This window comes from Desulforhopalus sp. IMCC35007, from assembly GCF_005116575.1.
Lineage (GTDB): Bacteria > Desulfobacterota > Desulfobulbia > Desulfobulbales > Desulfocapsaceae > Desulforhopalus_A.
On sequence record NZ_SWCN01000004.1, the window covers coordinates 1 to 12,588 of the forward strand.

Annotated in this window: 7 protein-coding genes and 1 pseudogene; 6 read left to right on the plus strand and 2 right to left on the minus strand. The window is 47.5% G+C overall.

The genetic code is table 11. The annotated features are described in order from the left end of the window. The 3 genes and pseudogenes from FCL48_RS05105 to FCL48_RS05115 all read left to right on the plus strand — a co-directional run. Positions 1 to 446 (plus strand): annotated as a pseudogene (locus FCL48_RS05105) (transposase); the annotation flags it as partial. A 349-nt stretch (positions 447 to 795) separates the two neighbouring features. Then, positions 796 to 1,992, plus strand: coding sequence for an MFS transporter (locus tag FCL48_RS05110; RefSeq protein WP_136871181.1), 1,197 nt, complete (start codon positions 796 to 798; stop codon positions 1,990 to 1,992). A gap of 199 nt (positions 1,993 to 2,191) precedes the next feature. Further along, entirely contained in the window at positions 2,192 to 4,258 is a 2,067-nt protein-coding gene (locus FCL48_RS05115) for a PAS domain-containing hybrid sensor histidine kinase/response regulator (protein ID WP_169309092.1), read from the plus strand. A 105-nt stretch (positions 4,259 to 4,363) separates the two neighbouring features. On the opposite strand, the gene leuD is transcribed toward FCL48_RS05115, so the two are convergent. Both leuD and leuC read right to left on the minus strand, forming a co-directional pair. After that, positions 4,364 to 5,014 (minus strand): 3-isopropylmalate dehydratase small subunit, encoded by a 651-nt coding sequence (leuD, locus tag FCL48_RS05120; RefSeq protein WP_136871183.1) that lies wholly within the window; start codon positions 5,012 to 5,014, stop codon positions 4,364 to 4,366. A 9-nt stretch (positions 5,015 to 5,023) separates the two neighbouring features. Beyond that, positions 5,024 to 6,445 (minus strand): 3-isopropylmalate dehydratase large subunit, encoded by a 1,422-nt coding sequence (gene leuC / locus FCL48_RS05125; protein WP_136871184.1) that lies wholly within the window; start codon positions 6,443 to 6,445, stop codon positions 5,024 to 5,026. 441 nt (positions 6,446 to 6,886) lie between these two features. On the opposite strand from leuC, the gene FCL48_RS05130 reads away from it, so the two are divergent. Genes FCL48_RS05130 through FCL48_RS05140 form a run of 3 tightly spaced genes read left to right on the plus strand, consistent with a single transcriptional unit; the run spans position 6,887 to position 12,587 of the window. Further along, complete coding sequence (locus tag FCL48_RS05130; protein ID WP_136871185.1) at positions 6,887 to 8,209, plus strand: TolC family protein; 1,323 nt, start codon at positions 6,887 to 6,889, stop codon at positions 8,207 to 8,209. 25 nt (positions 8,210 to 8,234) lie between these two features. After that, positions 8,235 to 9,290, plus strand: a complete 1,056-nt coding sequence (locus FCL48_RS05135; RefSeq protein WP_136871186.1) for an efflux RND transporter periplasmic adaptor subunit — start codon at positions 8,235 to 8,237, stop codon at positions 9,288 to 9,290. A gap of 54 nt (positions 9,291 to 9,344) precedes the next feature. After that, positions 9,345 to 12,587 (plus strand): efflux RND transporter permease subunit, encoded by a 3,243-nt coding sequence (locus tag FCL48_RS05140; RefSeq protein WP_136871187.1) that lies wholly within the window; start codon positions 9,345 to 9,347, stop codon positions 12,585 to 12,587. The last annotated feature ends 1 nt before the right edge of the window (position 12,588 follow it).

The window sequence follows — 12,588 nt, forward strand, 5'->3', positions numbered from 1 at the left end:
CGGTCCGAGGAGTGAAGGTTGTTGCCAATGAAGAGGCGATGGCTGAGGCAAAACGCAATTACGGATATTTTGCACTGTTGAGCAATGAGATCAAAGACGCAGTTGAGGCGCTGGAGGTCTACCGCAATAAAGACCTGGTGGAAAAGGCCTTTGACAATCTGAAAGAACGGCTGAATCTACGCCGGACGGTCGTCTCTTCGGAACAAAGTTTGAACGGTAAGCTCTTTGTGCAATTCATTGCCCTGATTTTTTTATCCTCTATCACGAAGAGAATGCAGGAAAATAATCTGTTTAAGAACTATACGATGCAGGAGGTGTTGGACGAACTCGACATTATTGAATGCTTTGAAGTGCCGGGACAGCAGCTTCAGATTGGGGAAACTACGAAACGCCAGATTGAACTTTATACTAAATTGGGTGTCACGCCACCGGCATCGTTACAATAGCCCGGGAATTTAGGTTATAACTCAGTCTAAAGACGGAATTTCCTCTCTCAAGCTTGCCCGTATTCTTGGCATTTCAGCTAACGCTGCCTTACGGATAAAACATAAATTACAACAAACTATGAAAGAACATGATGACCATGTACCTCTTAGAGGGTTGGTTCTTATCGATGATGCATACTGTGGTGGCAAAAAGCGTGATGGCAAAAGAGGCCGAGGAGCTTCTGGAAAAAAATCTTTGACAACCAGATGCCTACTATACTGGATCTTCTGGATATTTCTTTGCCCCGGGCACCGGTTATTACTCTTCAGCCATGATGTCATCGCCCTATTATCTGAGCAAGTATAGACAATGAACAAGCCACACCTCAAAAACATCTACTGCCTCTGCATAATCAAGCTCTCCAAGTGGCTGATGCTGATTATGCCGGTGGTGGCTCTGTTTTACAACGAGAATGGTCTGGATGAGTTTGATATTTATCTGCTTCAGGCTGTCTATTCGATAAGCGTTGCTATCTTGGAAATACCTTCTGGGTACATGGCCGATGTGGTTGGCCGCAAAAAGACCCTGGTGTTTGGTTCGATACTTGGCACCCTCGGTTTTGTACTCTACTCAACATCCCACTCTTTTTATGGTTTTCTCGTCGCCGAAATCATCCTGGGCATCGGTGGCAGTTTTATATCAGGCGCTGATTCAGCCATGCTCTTTGACACTCTGGCTTCTGCCGATCTCAAACACAAATATTTAAGTTTTGAGGGAAGGATAACATCCCTTGGAAATGTTGCGGAAACCTTGGCCGCAATTCTTGGTGGAGCGATTGCAGGTTTGCTCAGTTACAGATCGGTCTATATTGCCCAGGCCCTTGTTGCATCAATTGCAATTCCAGCCTCTCTTATGCTGATAGAACCCACGCGGAAGACCAGCAGGATTGGCACAAGTCTTGGCAACAACATCTCTCATATACTAAAGGTTTGTAAAACTTCACTTTTCACTGACCCAAAACTCAGTTCGGCCCTTCTTTTTTCCTCGGTTACGGGCATTGCAACACTGTGCATGGCCTGGACGGCACAGATCTATTTTGTTTCTCATGGATTTAAGGAAATGACCATTACCCCACTCTGGGTCCTTCTTAATCTGACCGTGGCATTTTTTTCGGGTTTTGCAGTGACAACCCAACAACTCTTTGGCCCAAAGCCCCTTTTCTTTTGTATTATGATTTACATTCCAGCAACTTACATATTGCTCGGAATTTTTCCCATTGCCGCAGCCCTTGTATGCCTATGGTTATTTTTTGCAATCCGTGGCTATGCAACACCTGTACTCAAAGATCTCATCAATCAAAACTGTGATGCGGCAACCCGCGCTACAGTACTTTCAATCAGAAGCCTTATTTACAGAGTTGGCTTTGCAACTCTTGGCCCCCTCATCGGCCTCATCGCCGGGAAATTTTCATTGGCAGCAGCCCTCGTCACAACTGGAACTCTCCTGCTCATATTATCTTGTGTTACAGGGTTTTATCTTTACCGACAAGCACCTGAATATTTTTAAATATCGGTAAGGATTGTGCGCCCTCCATAAATATTTTTACCAAAAGTACCAGTTTCACAAATCGATTTGACTCGGACAGCCAAAATCAGTAACATCATTGGTAGTATAAAAACTTTCACTGTATACCTCTTTTGTTTGCTCAACCTGAGCTTAAAACAGCGCCGCCCTAAAATCGATGTCAAACCAGGAAAACGAAATATTGCAGCGTAGGCTTGATGAAGCTCTCTTGCAAATTTCACGGCTTGAAGCAACTCTCAGCAAGCAACAGAAAACCCTCGAAGAAACGCAGCAGGCCTACCTGCAACAACAATCAATTGGCCAAGAATTCGAGCAGGAAAGAAATAAATACAGGAAATTATTCAATTCAGCAAATGACGCGATTTTTGTTGTCTCACTTGACCGCAAAAATGATAACTTTGGCTGCTTTTCCGATGTCAACAACGTGGCATGCAAGCGATTGGGCTATACAAGAGAAGAACTCTTGAAAATGAGCCCCTTTGATCTCAGTCCAAGAAAAGCCATGGCAAGCAACAAAGCCCTCGCTCTGCGCCTTGCAAGAAAGGGCTATGCCACCTTTGAAACAGACTGTTTACACAAAAACGGTTTCATTTCGCCAATTGAAGTCAATGCGCAGCAACTGACCGTAAACGGTAAAAGTTTTTATATGGGTATCGCTCGCGATATCACCAAAAGACGACTGAGCGAAAAAGCAATCCGTCAAAGTGAGAGCCTGTATCGTCTGTTGGCTGACAATGTCCATGACGTTATCTGGACAACAGACAGCAAATTAGCTCCACAATATGTGAGCCCTTCATTTTTTCAACTCACGGGGGTCACACAGGAGCAAACTATTCCACTCATCAAAGAGAAGATTCTTGCAACCTCTCCCTTTATGACTCAAACCCCGTCGGTGCCCTTCACCTCCGAAAGTAGTTCTGTCCACTGGGAATCCTGCATCGAAACCCATGAGAACAAAATCATCTGGATCGAATCCATAGCCTCCCCCCTGCCACAAAGGCAGAACGACGGAAACTTTGCCGGTATGATTGTCGTCACCAGAGATATAACTACCCGAAAGAAGATGATTTTAGAGCTTGAAGCGGCAAAAGAAGATGCTTTTCTGGCAAGTCAGGCAAAATCAACCTTTCTTGCCAATATGAGTCACGAGGTGAGAACACCGATGAATGGTGTTCTCGGAATGCTCCAGCTCCTCACTTTGACCAACCTTGATTCTGAACAATTTAAGTATGTTGAGGCGGCAACCTCTGCGGGTACAAACCTGCTCACCATCATTAATGACATCCTTGACTATTCCAAGATCGAGGCCGGTAAACTGCGCATCACCCCCGAAGTGTTCCAACTTCGGCAAATGGTTCGGACCCTGGTTAACTCTTTTGAAACCTCGGTCAATCCCGCATACGTCTGTCTGAATTACGAGATCGCAGATAACATCCCTGACACCCTCAAGGCCGATCAGACACGGATTCGACAGATACTTTTTAACCTTGTTGGCAACGCCGTCAAATTCACCGAAGAAGGCCAGATACTGCTTACAATTAACAAGGTAAAGGATCTCGAAAAAGGAAAAATTGTCCTTGAGGGAAAAGTTACTGACACCGGCATTGGAATTCCCATAGGGAGTGAAGAAAAACTCTTTGAACTCTTCACCCAGCTTCATTCAAGCGAGCAGAAAAAATTCAGAGGAACCGGCCTGGGCCTTAACATCGTCAGGCAACTGGTCAATCAAATGGGAGGCACTATCTACCTGAGCCGCAACAAGACGAAGGGCACCACAGTGACCTTTACCATAGTCGTAGATACCATAAAGCCCTTGCATGAAAGTCCCAGTGAACTCTTCCAACCACCTGCACTTACAAGTCCCAACCGGCGACTCTCCACCCTTGTGGTAGAGGATGAACAGATTAACCAGCAAATCCTCCAGGCTATCCTGACAAAACTGGGCCATAAGACCACCCTTGCTGCCAATGGCGCACAGGCACTGAAACTGCTTGAAACTCATCGCTACGATATCATACTCATGGACGTCCAGATGCCGGTTCTGGATGGTATTGAAACAGCCAGAAAAATAAAATTTTCTAAGGAATTCTCAGCAGCAAGACACATTCCGATTATTGCCCTTACCGCATACGCCATGGCGGGGGATCAGGAAAAGTGTCTTGCTGCGGGAATGGACAGCTACCTGTCAAAACCTGTGGACGTAAAAGCCCTGGACCTCCAGCTCAAAAAACTCACCGCCGACAACTAGATCGACAATAGGTTTCCGATACGTTCAGTTCTGACAGAAATACAACCTCCCGGTAGCACTCCGGACCAAAGGGATAAAAAAGAATTTTCAAAGTGCAGCGCCCAACTAGGCAAGCTGATCCTCAAACAACCAGGGACATACCAGCTTCTGAGTTTCCTCATATTTTTTTATGAGGTCCTTTTTTTCCAGGGTCAGACCGATATCATCCAACCCTTTGAGCAGACAGGTTTTTCGAAAAGGATCAATGTCAAAATGCAGCCGTTTTCCTGTTGGAACCACAACCACCTGAGAGTCAAGGTCCACAGTAAGCTCCGCAATCTCTCCCGACTCGACACCCTGAAACAGCATATCGATCTCCTCTGCTGGCAAGACAAGTGGCAGAATTCCATTCTTAAAACAGTTGTTGTAAAAAATATCGGCAAAACTGGGGGCAAGAATGGCTCTGAAGCCAAAATCAAGCAAGGCCCAGGGTGCGTGCTCTCTACTTGAACCACAACCAAAATTTTCCCTCGCCAGAAGAATGGTCGCAGCCTTGTATTTTTCCTGATTCAAGACAAAATCAGGATTAATGGGCCTGGTACTGTGATCCGTACCGGGCTGCCCTTCATCGAGATATCTTAACTGGTCAAAAAGATTTGGACCAAAGCCGGTTTTCTTCACAGCCTTTAAAAACTGTTTGGGTATGATCAGGTCGGTATCAACATTCGCCCGGTCTAAGGGTACTACAATGCCACTATGTTGCGTAAATGCTTGCATGATTATCTCCTAGTTCCAGGCGCGAATATCAACAAAATGACCTGCAATAGCCGAGGCTGCAGCCATTACAGGACTCACAAGATGCGTCCTGCCGCCAAATCCCTGACGACCTTCAAAATTGCGATTGGAGGTCGAAGCGCAATGTTCGCCCTCCCCCAGCTTATCCGCATTCATGGCAAGACACATGGAGCAGCCGGGCTCCCGCCATTCAAAGCCCGCTGCAAGAAATATTTTATCCAACCCCTCTTGTTCGGCCTGCTGCTGGACAAGGCCAGAACCAGGCACCACCAGCGCCTGCTTAATGGAAGAGGCAACTTTCTTACCTTTTACAACCTTCGCGGCCGCACGCAGATCCTCAATTCTTGAATTGGTACAGGAGCCTATAAAAACGCGGTCAAGCTGTATATCCTGAATCGACTGGCCTTCATTCAGCCCCATATAGCTCAGCGCCCGTCTGAGGGAATCCCGCTTTGAAGCCGAATCCATCATATCCATTGTAGGCACCCTGCCACAAACACCTGTTACCATTTCAGGAGACGTGCCCCAGGTTACCTGGGGCTCTATGTCTGCCGAATTAATGACGACCAGCTCATCGAAATGGGCATCCTTATCTGAAACGAGGGTCTGCCAGTATTTTACAGCTTTTTCCCACATTGCACCTTTTGGAGCTAAAGGGCGACCCTTCACATACTCTATGGTTTTAGCATCCACTGCAACAAGCCCTGCCCTGGCACCCGCTTCAATGGCCATATTACACAACGTCATGCGTCCTTCAATCGAGAGAGCAGCTACTGCCTCACCACCAAATTCAATAGTATATCCCGTTCCACCTGCCGTTCCAATCACGCCGATTGCGTGTAGAACGATATCCTTGGCAGTGACACCAGCCCCAAGCTGACCGTCAACCCTGATCAACATATTTTTCATTTTTTTCTGCACCAGGCACTGTGTGGAGAGAACATGCTCCACTTCAGATGTTCCTATCCCCTGAGCCAGTGCACCCAAAGCCCCATGGGTGGAGGTGTGCGAATCCCCGCAAACAATGGTCATGCCCGGCTGAGTAAGCCCCTGCTCAGGCCCGACCACGTGGACAATACCCTGACGTTTATCTTCCATGCCAAACTGCACAATGCCCTGTTCCCTGCAATTGACATCAAGAATCTCGACCTGCAGACGGGACAGAGGATCCATGATTCCTTTAATACCGGCTACACGTTCATCTTTTATTGTTGGCACATTATGATCCGGAGTCGCAAGATTTGCCGCAGTTCGCCAAGGCTTTCGACCGGCAAGGTTGAGACCTTCAAAGGCCTGCGGCGAAGTGACTTCATGAAGCAGATGACGGTCTATATAAATCAGTGCAGTCCCATCATCTCTTTGCTCAACAATATGGCTATCCCATAATTTATCGTACAACGTCTTTCCAGACATCGGTTACCTCCCTGGTAAAAATAATTTTAATCAACCTGTTTTATGGTAATTACAAAAACTCTAAAGACAACTTGGGATAAATTCCATTTCTTTAAAAACACTTGTCCTTACTTCCCCACTTTTTCTCGTTGGCCGTTGCGGCATCAGACCGTCAGTTTTTTTTGACCAATACCACGAGCTCTACCTCAATAAAAAATTCCTGACACCGACCTTTTCCCTGACAATTCTGGAGTGATTTTTCTTGACGCAATAAGCAAAAAACGATAAAAATTAAACAATTGCATATACACAAAACCACCAAATTGAAGGGCTTGCTCCAATCAGACCTTCTTCACTCAAACTTTCGCTTTTCTTTGACAAAACTCAAGAAAGTAGTACATATACATTATCTATTTAATCATTTACTGTAATACTTTTCATCAATTCACACGCAAGGGAAAAATGAAAACCATTCAAACTGTCATTGTTCTCGGTTTCCTGATGGCCGCCAGCCCAATGAAGGCACAGGAAAACACAATCCTTCCTGAACCTCTCACAATTCAGGAAGCGGTTGCCATTGCTTTAAAGGGGAATCCGGATAGTGCCATTGCAGAGCAGCGGATCGCCCAGGCCAAAGCTTCTGCCGCCATGGTCGAGTCTACAGACTACCCGTTGGTCAATCTCAGTACGGAATACGCTCAGACGAATAATCCGATGTATTCTTTTGGAAATATTCTGAATCAGGGTGAATTCGACGACACCATCGACTTCAATGACCCGGGGCGAACCGATAACCTGCAACTCAAGGCCGCTGTCAATTACAGGATCTATAATGGCGGCCAGGATAAGGCAAGCAAGGCCTCGGCCATGGCTAGCATCGATGCCATGAAGAGTAACCTCGTACAGGTCCAGCAACAGCTTGGCTTTGAAGTTGTAAAAACCTTTCACGCGGCAATCCAGGCCGAAAAGATGGTCAGCGTGCGCCAGCAAGCCCTGGAATCATTTACTGCAGCCCTATCGGTTGGCCAAGCTCGCTATGAAGCCGGGGACCTCCTCAAACAGGATCTGCTCAATCTTGAACTGCAGCAGGCCACAGCCAGTGAGGACCTGATCCTTTCAAAGCATAGTCTGGAACTTACAAAAAGAAGTCTGCTCAATCTTCTCGGTGAAAAAGAAGGCAACCTGGTTCTGAGCGAAACCAACAGAAAGGAACAGATACCCCCTGGCGCCATAGATTATCATAACCGCAGTGAACTCGTCACTCTCAGCCGCATGAAGGATGCCGCCCTGGCAGAACTGGAAAAAGCCCGAGGCTATAAGCGTCCAAAGGTTGACACTTTTGCCAGCTATCAGTTTGACAACGGCTGGGAAACGGATGGCAGTGGAGATTCATGGATGGCCGGCATCCGTCTCAACTACAATCTCTATGACGGTAATAACGCCAATGCACAGGTCGCCCTTGCCAAAACCAGATTAATGGAGCTTGAGTCGCAGATACAAAAGACTGCGCTTGCACTCAGCCTTGAGGTGGAACAGGCAAAACTCAATTACCAGCAGGCCAGAGAGCGCCTGACCGTAACAGAAAAGATGGTAGGTGTCGCCGAAGAGGCAGCAAGAATTGCCCGCGTCCGCTTCAAAGAAGGTGTCATCCTCTCCTCTGATCTCATCGATTATGAGACCAGGCGCTCTGATGCCCAGGCCAGATATTTTAACGCCGAGGCAATTTACCAGGTATCTATCGCCAACCTGCGCAGGGTCACCGGACTCGATCAGTTTTCCATATAATTTTTATCCGTAAGGAGATGGGTCAATGACTCTTACAAAAACAATTATTCCTGCTCTTATTTTCTTCATCTCAGTTATGTTAGGCGGTTGCAAGGAGGAAGCTTCTCACAATGAAGGGGCTGACAATCTGCCTCCCCTACCTGCTGCCACGGTGAGTATAGCAACTGTAACCAGACAAATCGCCCCCAATCAGATTGAACTGGTCGGTACCGTCCAGGCTGTGGAACGGGCAGAAATTTCATCAAAGATTAGCGGGAACATCCTCTCTATTCCCGTAGACCTCGGCTCACGGGTAAAAAAAGGGGATCTGCTGGTTCAACTGAGTGCAGGCGAAATCTCTGCCCAACTGCAGCAGGCAGGCGCCCAACTTGAGCAGGCCAAGCGCAACCTTGACCGGGAAGAAAAACTGCTGAAGAAAAATGCTGCCACCCCTGAAATGGTGAAATCCTTAAAAGATGCGGTTCGCATCTCCCAGGCAGCCTATCTTGAGGCACAAACAATGCTCAACTATACCTCTATTGCAGCACCATTTGATGGTATTATCACCCAAAAGCCCGCAAATGCAGGAGATCTGGCCACCCCCGGTAAACCTCTTCTTCTCATTGAAGGGGAAAACAACCTGCAGATCTTGACGGATATCCCTGAAGCAATGATCAGTAAAATCAGTCTCGGCGATACCCTGCATGCAACGATACCTGCCTCCAATACCAAGGTTTCCGGAATCGTCTCTGAAGTCTCTCCAACAGCTGACCCCTCCTCCAGAACTACTCCTATTAAAATCAAAATAGGTTACGTAGCTCCATTACGCTCGGGACAATTTGCCCGCGTCACCCTGGCCCAGGAAGAGACAACAACCCTTACAATCCCGAAATCTGCTGTTGTTCCCTATGGACAGATGCAACGGGTTTTTGTCGCCAAAGACAATACGGCCCAGCTTCGCCTGGTTCGTACCGGCGTTAGGATAAGCGGGACAGACGGTGCTGAGTATATAGAAATCCTCAGTGGACTTACAGAAGGAGAATCCGTGATAATCTCGGGTAACACTACTCTACAAAGTGGCCAGCCATTACAGATCCAGTAGCGGACCTGTTTACCTGTAACGACACTCATTCTCTATAATTTTAACGACAACGCCATGAACTCTTCGTCTATAAATACAAACGGTTTTGCAGGAAAGCTGGCCAGAGCCTTTATTTCCTCAAAGCTCACGCCTCTTGGCATCATTGCCTCTCTGCTCCTGGGTTTTCTTGCCATAACCTTGCTTCCACGGGAAGAAGAACCTCAAATTAAGGTGCCAATGATCGATGTAATGGTCAGTATGCCCGGTGCAACCCCAAAAGAGGTCGAACAAAGCATCACCATCCCCATGGAGAAACTGCTCTACGAACTGCCAGGTGTCGAGTATATCTATTCTACCTCCATGTCCGGCCAGACCCTTCTTGTCGTCCGTTTTTATGTGGGTGAAAATCTTGAAACCTCCATCGTTCGCCTCAATCAAAAGCTTGCGACAAATTTTGATCGTATTCCTCACACAGTCCATCCTCCCCTGATCAAACCCCACACCATAGACGATGTGCCTATTATGGCCCTAACTCTCCATGGGGAAAACTATGATCATTATACTCTTAGAAGGATGGCGGCCCAGATTGATGATGCACTGAAAAATATCAATAAAGTTGCGGAAACAAAGATTATAGGCGGCACCAAAAGAGAACTCACCATACACTTTGACCCCCTTGCCCTTGCTGCGAGAAACCTCACCGTCAACGAGCTTGCACCAAAAATTCAGGCCGTCAACGCTCAGACATATTCCGGCAACCTCCACGCCAACAACCAGCTCGTTCAATTACAGACCGGTACATTTCTGAGTTCTGTTGCGGAAGTCGGTCGTATTGTGGTCGGGGTCTACGGCGGCAAGCCTGTCTATCTTCAGGATGTGGCCACCATTACCGACGGACCGGAAGAGCCCTCTTCCTATGTTTTGCACGGCACAAACAATGGCCCGGAAGCAGAGGCAGCAGTAACCATATCCATCGCCAAACGACCAGGGGCAAACGCCGTTTCCGTTGTTGAAGATGTTCTTGCCAAAGTGGAGCTGCTCAAAGGAACTCTTATTCCCCCTGATATGCAGGTTTCTGTCACCAGAAACTATGGGGAGACTGCAGCTGAAAAATCAAATGAACTCCTTCTGCACATGGGGATTGCCGTTTTCGGTGTTGCTCTGCTCATCCTCTTTTTCTTAGGCTGGAGAGAATCGATCGTTGTTATGCTCGCCATTCCCTCAACCCTTGCTCTGACGCTGTTGGTGTTTTTTCTCTATGGTTATACGCTGAACCGTATTACCCTGTTCGCCCTGATTTTTTCCATAGGAATCCTGGTTGACGATGCCATCGTTGTTGTCGAAAATATAGTTCGACACCTCAAACTCCCCGGTAATGCACACCGCCCTCGCATGGAAGTTGCCATCGAAGCCGTGGCCGAAGTAGGTAACCCCACTATTCTTGCCACCTGGGCCGTTATCGCAGCAATCTTGCCCATGGCATTTGTTGGCGGGCTCATGGGTCCATATATGCGGCCAATACCAATCGGCTCATCCGCTGCAATGCTCTTTTCTCTGATCATCGCCTTCACTGTGACGCCATGGGCCGCCACCCATATTCTGAAACAAAAGGCCGGGAGTGGCCATGACCAAGAAGCTGCCCCCGATGACTGGTTTACAAGAATCTATCATAGAATCATGGACCCACTTCTGGCCCATGCCGGCTGGAGATTTGCCTTTTTTATCGTTATCATCTTCCTGCTCTTGGGCACCTGTTCCATGGTCTACTTCGGCCAGGTCAAGGTAAAGATGCTCCCCTTTGACAACAAGAGTGAATTTCAGGTCATACTTGATATGCCCGAAGGCTCCACCCTGGAGCAGACCGCTCAGGTTGCCCTTGAAATGAGCAGAGTCATTAAAAATGAACCCACTGTAACCGATTATCAAGTGTATGTTGGCACCGCTTCACCCTACAATTTTAACGGGCTGGTTCGTCACTATTTCATGCGCAGTGGTCCCACTGTGGCCGACATACAGGTTAACCTGCTCCCAAAGACAGAGAGAACTCTGCAAAGCCATGATATTGCAACCCGGGTTCGTCCGGCTCTTGCAAAAATTGCCAAGAACTACGGGGCAGCTGTTGCGGTGGCGGAAGTTCCCCCCGGCCCTCCTGTCCTCCAGACCCTTGTTGCAGAGATTTACGGCCCCACCGACAAGGACAGAGTAAAACTTGCAACTGAAGTAAAAAATATTCTCGCCTCTACAGAAGGCGTTGTTGATATCGACTGGTTCAGGGAAACAGACAGACTGCGCAAAGTGATCACCATCGATAAAGAAAAGGCAGCCCTCAACGGGATTTCAGAGCGGCAGATCACCCAGGCCATTGAAATTGCAGTGAGTGGTTATTCCTTTGATCTCTACCACCAGCCAAACGAAAAAGAGGCTGTAAACATGGTCCTTGAACTCCCTATTGAGCAGAGGGCCCGGGTGGAGTCCATACTCAACATCTCCCTTCGTTGCACAAATCAGCCAGGCACTCCCCTTATCCCTTTAAGGGAACTGGTGATTGTCTCGGATCAAACTGTAGAGCAACCAATTTATCGTAAGAATCTCAAACCTGTCATCTACGTCACCGGTGACGTGGCAGACACCGTAGAAAGCCCTGTTTATGCGATTTTAGACATGAACGAAAAATTTATCCACCTGAACGGCAAAGATTTTGGCGGCACTTCAGAACACATTGAGCTCTACAACCTCAACCAGCCATTTAGTGAAAATGAGCCCTCCATGAAATGGGACGGGGAGTGGCATATTACCCTCGAGGTTTTCAGAGACCTTGGGCTGGCCTTTTGTGTGGTCATGATACTTATTTACATGCTCATGGTGGGTTGGTTTAAAAATTATATCACCCCCCTGGTGGTCATGGCTGCCATTCCTTTCTCTCTCATAGGAATCCTACCGGCACACTGGGGGTTCGGCGCTTTTTTTACTGCAACTTCCATGATAGGTTTTATGGCAGGAGCAGGTATTGTGGTGAGGAATTCCATTATCCTCGTGGATTTTATCGAACTCCGCCTCAAAGAGGGACACCCCCTTGATCAAGCGGTGGTTGATGCAGGGGCAATCCGTTTTCGTCCAATGCTGCTGACGGCTCTTGCTGTCATAATTGGAGCTTCTGTAATTTTAGCAGATCCAATTTTTCAAGGGCTTGCAATTTCACTCATGTTTGGAGAAATCGCTTCACTTCTCATCAGCAGGATGGCCGTTCCAGTACTCTATTACATGGTGAAAAAACACTCACATACAACTACCAGAAAAAGTCAAACCATTGGGGCGTAAC

Bases quoted from the DNA above. Each gene is read 5' to 3' on its own strand.
- FCL48_RS05140 (WP_136871187.1), top strand. From the start codon at position 9,345: ATGAACTCTTCGTCTATAAATACAAACGGTTTTGCAGGAAAGCTGGCC.
- FCL48_RS05135 (WP_136871186.1), top strand. From the start codon at position 8,235: ATGACTCTTACAAAAACAATTATTCCTGCTCTTATTTTCTTCATCTCA.
- FCL48_RS05130 (WP_136871185.1), top strand. From the start codon at position 6,887: ATGAAAACCATTCAAACTGTCATTGTTCTCGGTTTCCTGATGGCCGCC.
- FCL48_RS05110 (WP_136871181.1), top strand. From the start codon at position 796: ATGAACAAGCCACACCTCAAAAACATCTACTGCCTCTGCATAATCAAG.
- leuD (WP_136871183.1), bottom strand. From the start codon at position 5,014: ATGCAAGCATTTACGCAACATAGTGGCATTGTAGTACCCTTAGACCGG.
- leuC (WP_136871184.1), bottom strand. From the start codon at position 6,445: ATGTCTGGAAAGACGTTGTACGATAAATTATGGGATAGCCATATTGTT.